Origin of the sequence: Streptomyces tagetis (genome assembly GCF_018069565.1) — a bacterium.
Lineage (GTDB): Bacteria > Actinomycetota > Actinomycetes > Streptomycetales > Streptomycetaceae > Streptomyces > Streptomyces tagetis.
This window is the reverse complement of the sequence record NZ_JAGPNL010000006.1, coordinates 175,701-189,875: the sequence shown is the minus strand read 5'-3', so window position 1 is coordinate 189,875 and position 14,175 is coordinate 175,701. Positions and strand designations below refer to the sequence as shown.

At 72.5% G+C, this 14,175-nt stretch carries 10 protein-coding genes, 2 tRNA genes and 1 pseudogene; 5 read left to right on the top strand and 8 right to left on the bottom strand.

The annotated features are described in order from the left end of the window. Nucleotides 1–84: 84 nt before the first annotated feature. Nucleotides 85–843, top strand: coding sequence for an IclR family transcriptional regulator (locus tag J5Y05_RS21705; protein ID WP_210874713.1), 759 nt, complete (start codon nt 85–87; stop codon nt 841–843). Nucleotides 844–952: 109 nt separating this feature from the next. Then, a tRNA-Lys gene (locus tag J5Y05_RS21700) sits at nt 953–1,026 on the top strand. Nucleotides 1,027–1,077: 51 nt separating this feature from the next. Here J5Y05_RS21700 and J5Y05_RS21695 read toward each other — a convergent pair. The 4 genes from J5Y05_RS21695 to J5Y05_RS21680 all read right to left on the bottom strand — a co-directional run bounded on the left by J5Y05_RS21695 (nt 1,078) and on the right by J5Y05_RS21680 (nt 5,793). Beyond that, nucleotides 1,078–2,307, bottom strand: a complete 1,230-nt coding sequence (locus J5Y05_RS21695; protein WP_210874712.1) for a helix-turn-helix domain-containing protein — start codon at nt 2,305–2,307, stop codon at nt 1,078–1,080. A gap of 227 nt (nt 2,308–2,534) precedes the next feature. Continuing rightward, nucleotides 2,535–3,140 (bottom strand): lytic polysaccharide monooxygenase auxiliary activity family 9 protein, encoded by a 606-nt coding sequence (locus J5Y05_RS21690; protein ID WP_210874711.1) that lies wholly within the window; start codon nt 3,138–3,140, stop codon nt 2,535–2,537. Between the two features lie 150 nt (nt 3,141–3,290). Continuing rightward, entirely contained in the window at nt 3,291–4,451 is a 1,161-nt protein-coding gene (locus J5Y05_RS21685) for an SPFH domain-containing protein (protein WP_210874710.1), read from the bottom strand. Nucleotides 4,452–4,524: 73 nt separating this feature from the next. Then, on the bottom strand, nt 4,525–5,793 hold the full coding sequence (locus tag J5Y05_RS21680) for a peptidoglycan-binding protein (protein ID WP_210874709.1): 1,269 nt from the start codon (nt 5,791–5,793) through the stop codon (nt 4,525–4,527). Nucleotides 5,794–5,998: 205 nt separating this feature from the next. Here J5Y05_RS21680 and J5Y05_RS21675 point away from each other — a divergent pair. From J5Y05_RS21675 to glxA, 3 genes are all read left to right on the top strand, one after another. Then, nucleotides 5,999–6,072 (top strand) — tRNA-Lys (locus tag J5Y05_RS21675). Between the two features lie 337 nt (nt 6,073–6,409). Then, complete coding sequence (locus J5Y05_RS21670; RefSeq protein WP_210874708.1) at nt 6,410–8,446, top strand: glycosyltransferase family 2 protein; 2,037 nt, start codon at nt 6,410–6,412, stop codon at nt 8,444–8,446. Continuing rightward, entirely contained in the window at nt 8,443–10,380 is a 1,938-nt protein-coding gene (gene glxA / locus J5Y05_RS21665; RefSeq protein ID WP_210874707.1) for a radical copper oxidase GlxA, read from the top strand. The genes J5Y05_RS21670 and glxA overlap by 4 nt, the downstream gene beginning before the upstream one ends. A gap of 116 nt (nt 10,381–10,496) precedes the next feature. Here glxA and J5Y05_RS21660 read toward each other — a convergent pair whose 3' ends face one another. The 4 genes and pseudogenes from J5Y05_RS21660 to J5Y05_RS21645 form a co-directional block, all read right to left on the bottom strand. Further along, nucleotides 10,497–11,537 carry a glycoside hydrolase family 6 protein gene (locus J5Y05_RS21660; RefSeq protein WP_210874706.1) on the bottom strand — a complete coding sequence of 347 codons (1,041 nt, stop codon included), beginning with the start codon at nt 11,535–11,537 and terminating at the stop codon, nt 10,497–10,499. Nucleotides 11,538–11,854: 317 nt separating this feature from the next. Next, nucleotides 11,855–12,520, bottom strand: a pseudogene (locus tag J5Y05_RS21655) (class F sortase); the annotation flags it as partial. Further along, nucleotides 12,517–13,068 (bottom strand): hypothetical protein, encoded by a 552-nt coding sequence (locus J5Y05_RS21650; protein ID WP_210874704.1) that lies wholly within the window; start codon nt 13,066–13,068, stop codon nt 12,517–12,519. The gene J5Y05_RS21650 and the pseudogene J5Y05_RS21655, both read right to left, overlap by 4 nt. 119 nt (nt 13,069–13,187) lie before the next feature. Continuing rightward, entirely contained in the window at nt 13,188–13,967 is a 780-nt protein-coding gene (locus tag J5Y05_RS21645) for an HAD-IIA family hydrolase (RefSeq protein WP_210874703.1), read from the bottom strand. Nucleotides 13,968–14,175: the final 208 nt, after the last annotated feature.

Genomic DNA, 14,175 nt, shown 5'->3' with positions numbered 1-14,175 from the left:
GCGCGGCGCGGAGGCCGACGGCTATCGTGAAGCGCACGAGCTGTCCGGATCAGGGCCCATCGAGCGCGCGCAGGGGAGACCACCGTGGCGCTTCAGCACAAGCCGACCGCGCCGCACCATCCGACCCAGGACGCCCTGCGCGCCCTGGAGACCGTGGCTCGGTACCCCACCGGAGTCACCGAGACGGACCTCGCCCGGCACAGCGGCCTCGGCCGCGAGCGGCTGGCCCCGCTGCTGCGCATGCTGCGCCGCGAGGGGTACGTCGAGCAGGGCGCCGACGGCGCGTATGTGACCGGCGAGGCGCTGGCCCGGCCGGACTCGGCGCACGGGCGTGAGCAGGCGGTGCGCGAGAGGCTCCAGCGCACGCTGGACCGGCTGCGCGACTCGGTCGGCGCCGCCGTCTACATGAGCCGGTACGTGGACGGGGAGGTCCGCGTCGTGCACTGCGCGGACAGTCCGGCGGCGCCCCGGGTGAACGAGTGGGTCGACTTCCGCAGTTCGGCGCACGCGACCGCGCTCGGCAAGAGCCTGCTGTCCCAACTGGACCAGGCGGGCCGACGTGATCACCTGGCCCGGTACAAGACGGCCCGGCTGACCTCGCGCACCATCACCAGCGACCGGCTGCTGCTCTCCCGGCTGGAGTCGCAGCCGGCGGACATGCCGGTCCTCGACCTCCAGGAGTACGCGGTCGGCACGGTCTGCGCGGCGGTCCCGATCCCGGCCGGTTCGGCCGCGGGCAGTCTGGCGCTGTCGCTGCCCGTGGAGCACGCCCACCGGCTGCGGCGGGCCGCGGACACGCTCCACCGCAGCGCGACACCGGTACTGCTCTCGCTGGCGATCTAGGCCATCCCGCACCGCGTCCCGGCCGGCGCGCGTGCGGTCGGGAGCACATCCGGGAAGCAGGTATGATTTTCCTCGTCGCCGGCCGCCCGAGGCGGACGGCGGGAGTCATGCGCCGCTAGCTCAGTTGGTTAGAGCAGCTGACTCTTAATCAGCGGGTCCGGGGTTCGAGTCCCTGGCGGCGCACTGAGAAACAGCAGGTGAGAGGCCCTGTACTGCGGAAGCGGTACGGGGCCTTCACTGTGCTCCCTCACCGTCGAGCGGTTCGCTCGGCTTCTCCGGGCCCGCGCTGAGCGACTGCGGGTCGGGGACGTGCACCCGCAGCGTGAACCCGAGGTCGGTGTGACCGGCTGCCGCGACCTCGCGGGCCGTGTCCGCGAGCCACACCGGGGCGTCCCGGTCGATGGCGCGCAGCGTGGACCGGAGACGGACACGGGTCCGGGACGACGTGACCGCCCGCAGGATCGGTTCGAGCCGGAGCAGCGGCGCTTCGGCGTCCCGCCACGCGCCGAGCCGGACGAGGGCGGTCAGCTCCGCGAGCACGTTGCCGAACTCCCGGCGGCCCCCGCCGCCCCTGGAGCCCTCCGAACTCCGCTGGAGGTGTGGGAGGGCCGCCCGGGGGTCCGCGAGGCTCAGCAACGCCTCACCGGTGTGCAGCTCCACTTCCGTGGTGTCGATCCACCACGTGAACGCGGGGTCGTCGGCCTGTATCGAGTCCTGGAGCGCCCCCGTGGCCCGCTCCAGCGTGTCCAGGGCGCGGGCCCGGTCTCCGGCCTGCGCGAGACTCCGCGCGCGCCGGACGCGGGCCATGAGCGCCACGCGGCCGGGTACCTCGCGGCCGGTCAGCATCTCGTCCGTGATCGCCATGGCCTCACCGGCGCGGCCGGTGTGCACGTCGATCATGGCGATCAGGTCCAGGATGAACCACTCCAGCGGACCGTCCCCGGCGAGCCGGGCCAGGGTGTGCGCCTGTGCCAGCGTGGCGCGCGCCTCGCGGAACCGGGCGGCGTCGTGGAGCAGCCACCCGGTCACTTCCCCGATCTCCGCCACTTGGGCGAGGTGCTGTCTGTCCTCGCCGGTGATCCGGCCGCGCTCCGCCTCCCACACCTGCACGGCCGCGTCCGCCACGTGGTCCCCGCCGTGGCGGTTGTCGTGCGCGAGCAGCCACCCCACGGCGTCCCGCACGTACGTGTCCGGCTCGCGGCCGGCGCGGTCCGGCGGCTCGGCTTCTCCCCGGGCTCGCGCGGCCTCCCGCTCCAGGGCGTCCAGCGGCTGCCCGAGCACCTGCGCGAGCGGGGGCAGCCACGCGTCCGGGATGCGCCCGCCGCGCTCCCACCGGGAGACCTCGTTGCGCGTCAGGGTGGTGATCCCGGCGACGGCACACAGCCGCAGCGCCAGGGCGCGCTGCGAAAGGCCCGCGCCTCCACGCAGACTCGCCAGATACGCGCCGAACCGGGCACGTCTCACTCGGTCATTCATACGGCGCCTCCTGCTGCTGCCTGCGCATCAGCACCGTCCCCGGGCCTGATGCGACCGGCTGGGCTCCGGGTCTCGGCTCCGACGGCGTGGAGCCGGAGGAGGACGAACAAGCCCCGTACGACTCTTGATCAGCGGGCCTCGGGTTCGAGTCCCTGGCGGCGCACAGTAGAAGGAGCCCCTCGCCCCGCGAGGGGCTCCTCCGTGTTACGCGTCGGTCAGAAGGTGACGTCCGAGCAGGCGTAGAAGGCGTTGTTCGTGTCGGCGACCGTCCACACCGCGAGGATCACGTGGTGACCGCTCAGCCCGGACGGCAGGGTGCCGCTGTGGGAGAGCGTGGCCGGCGGACGCTGGTTGTTGTAGGGCACCGTCAGGAACGGCGTGAGGTTGAGGTCGGCCCGGGTCAGGTTGCGGTTCTGGTCCCAGCCCGGCTTCGTGACGTAGTACTTGAAGTCGGTCGTGGAGTGCATGGCGGTGAACTGCCAGCGGAAGGTGTAGCTCTGGCCGCCGTTGACCTTGGTGGTGGGCCAGTCCTGGCCGTTCGGCGTCTTCGGGCGGTCGAGCTGCGCGAACTGGCCGTTGTTGCCCGAGCAGAGCTGTCCGTCGGAGGGGCCGGTGGCCGGGAAGCCCTTCGGGCCCTCGACGCTCTGCGGCTCCCACTGGATGTTGCCGCAGTTGGAGACCGAGCCGTTCTGGCAGAGCTTCTGCCGGCTGATCGGCAGGTCGGTGTAGCCGTGACCGCTGGCGCCACCGGAGGAGAGCACCAGGGCTCCGGCGGTCGCCATGCCGACCGAGGCGGCGTACAACTTGGTCCTTGTGCGCATACTGCTGCTCCTGTGACGTGGGGGAGGATCAGTGAGCCGTGCAGGTCTAGACCAAGTCACAGATTATTGGTCCGCGTTGAACATGTCCATCCCAATGGAGGAACCCGCTCCGGCCCGGCGCCGGCACGCCCGCCCGCGCGGACGGCGGGGTCAGGCGCCCGTGTCGCCCCGCCCCGCGCAGAACGCCACCGTGAGGTCCCGCACCAGCGCCTTGCGTTCGTAGTCGTCCAGGTCGACGAGTCCGCGCACGGTGAGCCGGGTCACCGTGTCCTCCACCGAGTCCACGACCGAGTCGAGCGCGCTCGCCCGCTCCCGGGCCTCCAGCGCGGCGATCCGCCGCCGGTTCATCGCCGCAGCCACCTCGGGGGCGTACTCCACCCGCACCGGCCGCACCGCGAACACCTCCAGCCCCACCGGAGACGCGTCCGCCGCCACCATCCGGGTCAGCGCCTCCCCCGCCCCGTCCGCCGAGGCCCGCGCCCCGCCGGGCGGCTCCACCGGCACCCGGGCGAGGGCCGCCTCCACGCACTGGCGCAGGTACTCCTCGTGGTCCTCGATCGCCAGGGTGGCCCGCGCGGTGTCCCGCACCCGCCACACCACCAGGGTCACCACGCGCAGCGCGACCCCGTTGCCGTCGGCCGCGGGCATCGGCTCGCCCCGCCAGTGCCGCAGCCGCACGTCGACCCGGCGGCGCAGCAGCAGCGGGTTGACCCACATCAGGCCGGTGCGCCGCACGCTTCCCCGGTAGCGGCCGAAGAGGCCGAGCACCCAGGCCGAGCCGGTGCGGCCCCGGGCCAGGCCGCCGAAGCCGAAGAGACCGAGGGTGCCGGCCGCCGCGTACGCCGCCCACGCGGCCGGACCGAGCCCCGCCGCGGCCGGCGCGGCCGGCAGCGCGAGCGACTGGAGGGCGAGCGGCGGCACGAGCCCCGCCCACCAGGACGTGACCGCGCAGCCGGCCAGCCCGAGCACCCCGGCGGCCACCCCCGCCGCGCCGGGCAGCACCCGGGCCGGACGCTCCGTCAGCTCCGGGTCGACCGGCGGCACCGGCCGGGGCACGGCGGGACCGGGCCGCCGCATCCGGGGCTGCTCCCCGGTGCCCTGCCGGCGGGCGACGACCGCGGGCCGCAGCGGTACGGGCGCCGGGCCGGACTCGTCCCGGAAGAGCAGGTGGACCGGGATCTCGGTGGTGGCCTCGTTGTGGATGAGCCGGGTGTGCCGGGCGGCGCCCTCCGCGGCGCCGGAGCCGGGGACGGATTCCGGGGAGGCCGCGGGCGCGGCCGGGGACGAGGGTGTGGACGAGGTCGTACTCATGCGTGCTCCAGCCTCCGCGCCAGATGCGCCATGAACGGGTGGTCGTGACCCGGGGGTCGCCCGGGGCGGGCGGTCAGGAGAAGAGGCGCCGCCAGGTCTCGGGGCCGGGGTAGCCGTCCGCCGCGCCGCCCCGCCAGCCCTGGGCCCGCTGGAACGCCTCCACGTTGCGCCGGTCCGCCTCGGTCCAGCGCGGCCCCGGTCCGCTCGTGTAGTGGGCGCCGTACCCCTTGGCGACGAGCCGCTCGCCGAGCTGGGTGACGTACGCGTTGACCGCGCCCTGCCGGAAGACGCCCCGGCCCGGGAAGCCGGGCACCCCGTGCGAGGCGGGCGGGGCGATGTCCTTGCCCTTGCCGCCGGTCAGCAACTTCCAGGTGGCGGGGCCGGGGAGCCCGTCGGCGTCCTTGCCGCGCCAGCCCTGGGCGAGCTGGAACGCCTCGGTCGCCCGGCGGTCCGCCTCCGTCCAGCGGGGTCCGGGCCCCGAGGTGTAGAAACGGCCGCCGCCCCGGGCGACGAGCATCGTGCCGAGCCGGGTGACGTGCGCGTTGACCGCGCCGGGACCGAAGACGCCGGTGCCCGGGAAGCCGCTCGCCGAGGGGGCTCCGGCGGCGCCCGTGGTGACCCCCTTGTAGCGGTAGGGCACGTACTGCGAGGAGTTGCTCCAGTAGGCGTAGGGCGTGGTGCGGGCCAGGGTGGAGGGCTTGGTCTGCTCGTAGGCCAGGTAGGTGGTGCGCGAGGAGTCGGTCCAGCCGCCGAAGATCGTGACGTGGGAGCCGTTCGTCGGATCGGCCGCATTGTGGAAGAGGAGTATGTCCCCCGGCTGGAGTTCCTCCTTGGTGATGCGGACGCCGTACTGGGCGAGACTTCCCGTCCATTCGTTTCCGGGCAGGTTCCACGCCATCGACACATAGCCCGAGCAGTCCTGCCGATAACCGTCGGACCAATACGCCGAAAGGCTGTACGGCACCTTCGCGGTGACCCAGCTCCGGGCCCGGTCGATGATCTCCGAGCGGGTGATGGTGGGCAGGGCCGGCGCCGCGGTCGCTGTCGCCGTCTTGCTCACGTTCCCGTACAGCGGGCCCGGCTCCCCCTGCGGGCTGTCCCCCTCCTCATCTGCGGGGATACCGGGGAAGTGGGCCGCGTGGGCGGTGGTCGGGACGGTCACCGCCGCTCCGGCGCCGAGCGCGGCGGTGGTGGCCGTGGCCACGACGACGGCCCGGTGGGAGGCCGGATGGGCCAGGCGCCGGCCGGCCCGGGAATGCGGGAGGACGCGGTGCCAGAGCCGGCACCCGGGGCAGTCGCAATCGCTCGCGGGATCGATGTCCTCGAATACCGGAGTCCCCATGCGATTCCCCTCACACTCACGATGGAACGTTCCGCGGCGGTACATGTCGTTAGTTTCTCAACTGTCTTCCCCATTCGCATGTTGACGGTCCGAACGATGGAATGCTCTGCCGAATGGAGGACCCCTGGCGGGTGACCGGGGACCGCCCCCGGCGTGGTGGTCGGCAGCACGCCCCGGCGTCCGGTAGAGTTGTGCCGGTCAGCAGGCGCCGCTAGCTCAGTTGGTTAGAGCAGCTGACTCTTAATCAGCGGGTCCGGGGTTCGAGTCCCTGGCGGCGCACCGGCACCGGAAGGCCCCTCGTTCACACGGGGGGCCTTCCGCGTCCCCGCGCCCCGGGGTTGTGGGACCCTCTTGCGATCATGACGAACGCCGTAGAACCCTGGTCCGGTTGGGCGCCGGGCCGGCAGCCCGCGGACCCGGGGGAGGGTACGTGCGCGGCCGGATGCCGAGGGGGGCATCATGCAACCGGGAATCGCCGTCCCATGTCTCTATAAGGTGTGTGGATGCCGTGGTGACAGCAGCCCACCATTGACACGTCTGTGACGGCGGAGGGGGACCCGAGCAGACGAAGGAAGCGACGAAACACGCGCTGACCCGCGTGTGGGGGGATGACTCAATGACGTCGACGCCGACGGGCGCCGGACGGGACGACGACCCGTCCCAGACCACCCAGCTCAGGGTGCCCTGGCACCGCAGCGGCAACACGGGGACCTTCCGCCGAATAAAGAAGACCCTGCCGCGCTACGACTACGAGCACTACAGCCGGCTCGCCGGCCCCCTCACCCAGCCCGAACCCGGCCGGCCCTACCGGGTCCAGTACCGCTCGCTGATCTCCCAGGAGCCGCACCGCTTCCGGGTCGCGCTGATGCTGGCCGCGGCGCCGCTGCTCTCGGTGGTGCTGCTGGTGTGGCTGCTGCGCCCCGCGCACTGGACCGAACGCGACTACCCGGCCTTCGACTGGCTGCCCGCGCTCGACGTCGTGATGCTCGTGGCGATCGGCCTCATCGAACTCTTCCGCTGCCTGAACGTCCTCTCCAACGCCCACGCCACCCTGGTCGCCCGCGACCCGGTCCCCGTGGTGCCCGAGACCGGCACCCGTGTGGCCTTCCTCACCTCCTTCGTGCCCGGCAAGGAGCCGCTGGAGATGGTGACGAAGACCCTGGAGGCGGCCGTCAGAATCCGCCACCGCGGCCTGATGCACGTCTGGCTCCTGGACGAGGGCGACGATCCGGAGGTGAAGGCGGTCTGCGCGCGCCTGGGCGTGCACCACTTCTCCCGCAAAGGCGTCGCCCGCTGGAACCGGCCCAAGGGACCGCACCGCGCCAAGACCAAGCACGGCAACTACAACGCGTGGCTGGAGGCGCACGGCGACGACTACGACTTCTTCGCCTCGGTCGACACCGACCACGTGCCGCTGCCCAACTACCTGGAGCGGATGCTCGGCTTCTTCCGTGACCCGGACGTCGGCTTCGTCATCGGCCCCCAGGTCTACGGGAACTACGACAACCCCATCACCAAGGCCGCCGAGTCGCAGCAGTTCCTCTTCCACGCGCTCATCCAGCGGGCCGGAAACCGCTACGGGTCGCCGATGTTCGTCGGCACCTCCAACGCGGTGCGCATCACGGCGCTGAAGCAGATCGGCGGCCTGTACGACTCGATCACCGAGGACATGGCCACCGGCTTCGAGATCCACCGCCACAAGAACCCGGTCACCGGCCGCCGTTGGCGCTCGGTCTACACGCCGGACGTGCTCGCGGTCGGCGAGGGCCCGAACGCCTGGACGGACTTCTTCACCCAGCAGATGCGCTGGTCGCGCGGGACCTACGAGACGATCCTCACGCAGTACTGGAAGGGCTGGTACTCCCTGCCCCCGGGCAAGCTCTTCAACTACACGATGATGATCATCTTCTACCCGATGTCGGCCCTCAACTGGATTCTGGCGGCGCTGAGCTGCGCCCTCTTCCTGGGCCTGGGCGCCTCGGGCGTCAACATCGACCCGGTGGTCTGGCTAATGCTCTACGGCAACGCCTCCGCCCTCCAGATCGGGCTCTACGTCTGGAACCGCCGCCACAACGTCTCCCCGCACGAGCCCGAGGGCTCCGGCGGCGTGGCCGGCATGGTCATGTCCGCGCTGTCGGCGCCGCTGTACGCGAAGGCGCTCATCGACTCCGCGCTGCGCCGCAAGAGCAAGTTCGTGGTCACGCCCAAGGGCGACTCGGCCAGCCCGGACACGCTCTTCGGGACCTTCCGGTACCACTGGTACTTCATCGTGATCTTCGGTGCGTCGATCGCCGCCGGATTCGTCTTCGGGCACTCGCACCCCGCCATGATCGTCTGGGCGTGCTTCGCCCTGCTGATCACCGCCTCGCCGATCTTCGCCTGGCGGCACTCGCTGCGGGAGGCGAGGAAGAAGCCCGTCGCGGCGGCTCCCGCGGAGCCGCGCACCCAACCCGTGGACACGGTCGCGGACACGGCGCCCGCGGGGCCGCCGTACACGTCGCAGCAGCAGCCGCCGCAGGGCGCGCAGGCCGGCCCCCACGGGCCGTACGGAACGCACCCGCCGCAGCAGCGGCCGTCGTGGCCGGCGCCCGACGGCACCGATGAACAGACCATGCAGATCGCCCTTGGTGGACTTGGGGGACGTAAGGAATGAAGGACCGTGCCGGCCGCCGCCGGGCCCGTCGCTTCGCGATAGGCACCGCGGTGGTAGTCGCGCTGGCCGGGATGAACGGGCCGTGGCTCTACCGCTTCGGGACCGAGAAATACCACCAGTACGCAATCAACAAGCCGGAGTACAAGGCCGAGAACGGCAAGTGGGAGATCGTCGAGTTTCCCGAGGAGTACCGGCAGAACACCATCCACGCGGCGCTGCTGCGCACCGGCAAGGTGCTGCTCGTCGCCGGGTCGGGCAACAACAAGAAGAACTTCGACGCGAAGCGGTACGACACGCGCATCTGGGACCCGGTCAAGGGGACCATCAAGAAGGTGCCGACGCCGTCCGACCTCTTCTGCACCGGCCACACCCAGCTCGCCAACGGCAACCTGCTGATCGCGGGCGGCACCAAGCGCTACGAGAAGCTCAAGGGCGACGTCACCAAGGCCGGCGGCCTGATGATCGTCCACAACGAGAACCCCGACAAGCCGATGACGCTGCCCCCGGGCACCCGCTTCACCGGCAAGGGGAGCGGCAAGACGTTCGTCTCCAAGGACCCCGTGCTGGTGCCGCGCGCGGAGAAGGTCTTCGACCCGGCCACCGGCGCCTTCCTCCGCAACGACCCCGGCTACGGCCGGGTCTACGTCGAGGCGGACAAGAGCGGTTCCCAGTACGAGACCGGCACCGAGGACAACTACCGCATCCACGGCCTGACGGGCGAGGACGAGCGCAACACGTACGGCATCGCGCAGAAGCTCGCCCTCGACAAGAAGGACTTCCAGGGCATCCGGGACGCCTTCGAGTTCGACCCGGTCGCCGAGAAGTACATCAAGGTCGACCCGATGCTGGAGGCCCGCTGGTACCCGACGCTCACCACCCTGAGCGACGGGAAGATCCTCAGCGTCTCCGGACTCGACGACATCGGCCAGATCGTCCCGGGCAAGAACGAGGTCTACGACCCGAAGACCCGCACGTGGACCTACACCGACACGGTCCGCCAGTTCCCCACCTACCCGGCGCTGTTCCTCAAGCAGGACGGCAAGATCTTCTACTCGGGTTCGAACGCCGGGTACGGGCCGGACGACGTGGGGCGCGACCCGGGCATCTGGGACGTGGAGACCAACACGTTCACCAAGATCCCCGGGTTGAGCGACGCCGACATGCTGGAGACCTCCGGCACGGTGCTGCTCCCGCCCGCCCAGGACGAGAAGTACATGGTGATCGGCGGCGGCGGGGTCGGCGAGTCCAAGCTCGCCAGCAACAAGACCCGCCTGGTCGACCTGAAGGACGGCTCGCCGAAGTTCGTGGACGGGCCGACGATGGAGAAGGGCACGCGCTACCCGCAGTCCTCGATCCTGCCCGACGACACCGTGATGGTCTCCGGCGGTTCGGAGGACTACCGGGGCCGGGGCGACTCCAACATCCTCCAGGCGCGGATCTACGACACGGCGGACAACACCTTCAAGCGGGTCGCCGATCCGCTGGTGGGCCGCAACTACCACGCCGGGTCGATCCTGCTGCCCGACGGCCGGCTGATGTTCTTCGGCTCCGACTCGCTCTACGGCGACAAGGCCAACACCAAGCCGGGCATCTTCGAGCAGCGCATCGAGATCTACACGCCGCCCTACCTGTACCGCGACTCGCGGCCCGACCTCTCGGGCGGTCCGCAGACCGTCGAGCGCGGTGCGTCGGGCACGTTCACCTCGCAGGCGGCGGCGTCGGTGAAGAAGGTGCGGCTGATCCGGCCGAGCGCCTCGACGCACGTCACGGACGTCGACCAGCGGTCCATCGCCCTGGACTTCAAGGTCTCCGGCGACCAGGTGACGGTGACCGTGCCCAAGGGCAAGAACCTGGTCCAGTCGGGCTGGTACATGCTCTTCGTCGTCGACGACCAGGGCACGCCGAGCAAGGCCCAGTGGGTCAAGGTGCCGTGATCCGGCGCCGGCACCGCGCCGGCACCGGGGGCACACCGGGGGCGCCTTCCTCAGGGAGGGCGCCCTTCGGCGTGCGGGGGGGGGTGGGGCGCGGCGGTGGGCTCGTACGGGGTGGGTCAGCCGGAGGCGCGGGCCAGTTCGAGGGCGTACTCGGGCCACCAGCGGCCCGCCCTGGGGCCGCCCTTGCACTCGCCGTCCGACTCGCCGGGCCGCTTGATCCACAGGTAGGCGTCGACCAGCGGGTCGGCGGTCTTCGTCGTCGGCGTCTCGCCGAGGGCGCGGCCGGGCGGGTTGCACCAGCGTTCGCCCGGATCGCCGCCCGTGTAGGGGCCGTTGCCGTTGCGGCTGGTGTCGATGACGAAGTGCTTGCCGCCCACCTCGGCGGAGAGCCGCTTGCCGTAGGCGAGGGACTCCCCGGTGGAGTAGAAGTTGGAGACGTTGACCGCGAAGCCGTCGGCCTGCTCGACGCCGGCCCAGGTCAGCGGCTCGTGGATCTGGTCGGGGTCGCCCCAGCCGGCGTTGCCCGCGTCCAGGTAGACCGTGGTGTCCTTGAGCGCGGCGAGGGTGGCGACGGCGCCCTTGAGCAGGTCGTAGCGCTCCTCGTGGAACTCCTCCGGGGTGCAGCCGTCCACCAGGTGCAGCACCGCGTCCGGTTCGAGGATCACGGTGGCGGGCCGGTCGCCGATGCCCTTGGCCACGGCGGCGACGAAGGCGCGGTAGGCGTCGCCGTCGGCGGCGCCGCCCTGGGAGTACTGGCCGCAGTCGCGGTGCGGGACGTTGTAGAGGACGAGCACCGCGGTACGGCCGGCCTTCGCGGCGGCCTCGGTGAAGCCGCGGGCCTGCTCCTGCGGGTTCTCCGGGCTGATCCACTCGGCGGTGGGGTAGTCGGCGATCTTGCGGATCTGCCGGGCCTGGTCCTTCTTGCCGTCGCGGGCGAGGGCGGCGGCCTCGCGGGCCGCCGTGCCGTTCGGGTTGACCCAGAACGGGCCCGCCGAGGCGGGCCGTTGGGTGACGCCGGTGCCGCCGCCGTCCTTGGCGTCGTTCGCGTCCTTCGCGTCCTTCGTGCCGGAGCACCCGGCGAGCAGCAGCGCCGCCCCCAGCACCGCCGCGGACATCCGCCGCGCGGGCCTCGTCCCGGCCCGCCTGCCGCCGTCCATCCCACCCCCACCTGACCGCCTGTGCGAACGCCCAATCCTGACACACGGGGCCGGGCGGGCGGGGGTGGAGCGGATCAGGCGTGGATCAGGCGTGGATCGGGGGCGGGTCGGGCGCGGGTCGGACATGGGGCAGGCCCGGATCAGGCGTGGGCGCCGGAGGCGGTGCCGGTCCCTGCGTCCGGTCCGGCGTCCTGCCCGGCGCCGGGTTCGGTGCCGGGTTCGGTGCCGGGTTCGGTGCCGGGTTCGGTGCCGGGTTCGGTGCCGGGTTCGGTGCCGGGTTCGGTGCCGGGTTCGGTGCCGGGTTCGGTGCCGGGTTCGGTGCCCGTGAGGTAGGCGGAGACGACCACGTTGGCCGAGTAGCCGCCGCCCGCGGGGTCGAAGGTGCCGCCGCAGGTGATCAGCCGGAGTTCGGCGCGGCCCGCGGCGCGCGGGCCGTACGCCTGGCGGGCGTCGAAGCCGTCGCGGTCGAGGACCCGGATGTCGTCGACGGTGAAGCGGGCGGTCTCGCCGTCCGCGCGGACCACCCGGATCGTCTCGCCGGGCTCCAGGGTGCTGAGTTCGTGGAAGACGGCGGGCCGGGTCTCGGTGTCGACGTGGCCGACCAGCAGGGCGGTGCCGGCGGCGCCGGGCGTCGTGCCGTCCGCGTACCAGCCGACGGTGTCGGCGTCGGCGAAGGAGGGCGCCTCGATCGCGCCGTCGCCGTCGAGGCCGCTGGGCACGACCGGCGCCCGCAGGCCGAGGCCGGGGATGTCGACGCGCTCGGGCCGGGCGTCGCCGAGCGGCCGGTGGGCCGGGGGCAGCCGTACGTCGGGGGGCCGCCCGGCCGCCGCCATGTCACCGGTGGCGGGCCGGGACGCGGCCCCGGCCGGGTCGGACTCCCGGCCCCACAGCCACACGCCGAGCAGGAGCACCGCCCAGGCGACGCCGGTCACCAGGCGGCCGGAGCCGGTCCGGCCCCCGGCGGGCGGGGAGACGTCGGTCATGGCCGGCGTGCCTCAAGCGCGCGGCGCCGCCGGATGCCGCCGAGGGCGACGGCGACCGCCGCGACGCCGGCGAGGGCGAACCCGGTCACCGCGTGCCCGGTGCCGGGGGGTTCGGCGCGGGCGTCGTCGCCCGTGGCCAGCCCGGCGGTGCCGCCGCCGCCCGCGTGCACCGGCGCGACCGGCGTGGCCGGGGCGTCCGGCCGGCCGGAGCCGCGGCGCTCGCCGACGGTGAGGGTGCCCTCGCGGGCCCGGTCGCCGCAGGTGACGCGGACGGCGTAGACACCGGCCGTGACGGAGGCGCGTACCCGGCTGGAGCCGGTCAGCGTGCCGTCCGAGCCGGAGACGGAGAGCCGTACGTCGGATTCGAAGGCCGCCGACACGGCGATCGCCGTGCGCTCGGTGCAGTCGGCCACGCGGAGCGTGACGTCGGAGCCGGGGGCGGGCGCGGCCGGGTTGACCGAGACGCCGCCGTCCGCCGCGTACGCCTGCGGGGTGAGCGCGGCGGCCAGGAAGACCGCGGCACAGAGAGTGACTTTCCGTGAGCCCATCGTGCACCTCCAGTTACCTGGAGACTCCCCCGCGTACGGGACCCCCGCACGCCGGTGCGGGGGCCGCTGCGCCGGTCGGGTGACGCCCCGACGGGCCCGCGGACGGGGCCCGGGGGGTGTCAGATCCGGTCGACCAGGTCCGCGATGGAGTCGACGACCTCGGAGGGGCGGAACGGGAAGTCCTCGACCTGCTCGGGCCGGGTCAGGCCGGTGAGCACCAGGAAGGTCCGCATGCCGGCCTCGATGCCGGCCAGCACGTCGGTGTCCATGCGGTCGCCGATCATGGCGCTGGTCTCGGAGTGCGCGCCGATGGCGTTGAGCCCGGTGCGCATCATCAGCGGGTTGGGCTTGCCGGCGAAGTACGGCTGCTTGCCGGTGGCCTTGGTGATCAGCGCGGCCACCGCGCCGGTCGCCGGGAGCGGCCCCTCGGCGGAGGGTCCCGTCTCGTCGGGGTTGGTGCAGATGAAGCGGGCGCCGGCCTCGATCAGCCGGACCGCCTTCGTCATCGCCTCGAAGGAGTAGGTGCGGGTCTCGCCGAGGACCACGTAGTCCGGTTCGTGGTCGGTGAGGATGTAGCCGATGTCGTGCAGGGCGGTGGTGAGCCCGGCCTCGCCGATGACGTACGCGGAGCCGCCCGGCCGCTGGTCGTCCAGGAACTTCGCGGTGGCCAGCGCCGAGGTCCAGATGGCCTCGACGGGCACCTCCAGGCCCATGCGGCTCAGCCGCGCGTGCAGGTCGCGCGGGGTGTAGATGGAGTTGTTGGTGAGCACCAGGAACGGCTTGCCGGACTCGCGCAGCCGCTTGACGAAGGCGTCGGCGCCGGGGATCGGTACGCCCTCGTGGATGAGTACCCCGTCCATGTCGGTGAGCCAGGACTCGATGGGCCTGCGGTCTGCCATGCGCGGGTTCTCCTGCCGTACGCGGTCCAGCGGTGGACTCCAGCCTAAACACTCACCCGATCTTGGGGAATGGTCGGCTTCCGGTGGCTTCCTTCCGGCCGTCCCCATACGCGGTGGGATTGTCGCCGATGTCCCTTCGGCCGGGCCGGAGGGCCTCGACGATCTCCGTGCGCCGGGGCAGCGCGACCGGGTCATGGGCGGGGGCGGC

Bases quoted from the DNA above. Each gene is read 5' to 3' on its own strand.
- J5Y05_RS21690 (WP_210874711.1), bottom strand. From the start codon at position 3,140: ATGCGCACAAGGACCAAGTTGTACGCCGCCTCGGTCGGCATGGCGACC.
- J5Y05_RS21685 (WP_210874710.1), bottom strand. From the start codon at position 4,451: ATGAGTACGACCTCGTCCACACCCTCGTCCCCGGCCGCGCCCGCGGCC.
- J5Y05_RS21680 (WP_210874709.1), bottom strand. From the start codon at position 5,793: ATGGGGACTCCGGTATTCGAGGACATCGATCCCGCGAGCGATTGCGAC.
- J5Y05_RS21670 (WP_210874708.1), top strand. From the start codon at position 6,410: ATGACGTCGACGCCGACGGGCGCCGGACGGGACGACGACCCGTCCCAG.
- glxA (WP_210874707.1), top strand. From the start codon at position 8,443: ATGAAGGACCGTGCCGGCCGCCGCCGGGCCCGTCGCTTCGCGATAGGC.
- J5Y05_RS21660 (WP_210874706.1), bottom strand. From the start codon at position 11,537: ATGGACGGCGGCAGGCGGGCCGGGACGAGGCCCGCGCGGCGGATGTCC.
- J5Y05_RS21650 (WP_210874704.1), bottom strand. From the start codon at position 13,068: ATGGGCTCACGGAAAGTCACTCTCTGTGCCGCGGTCTTCCTGGCCGCC.
- J5Y05_RS21645 (WP_210874703.1), bottom strand. From the start codon at position 13,967: ATGGCAGACCGCAGGCCCATCGAGTCCTGGCTCACCGACATGGACGGG.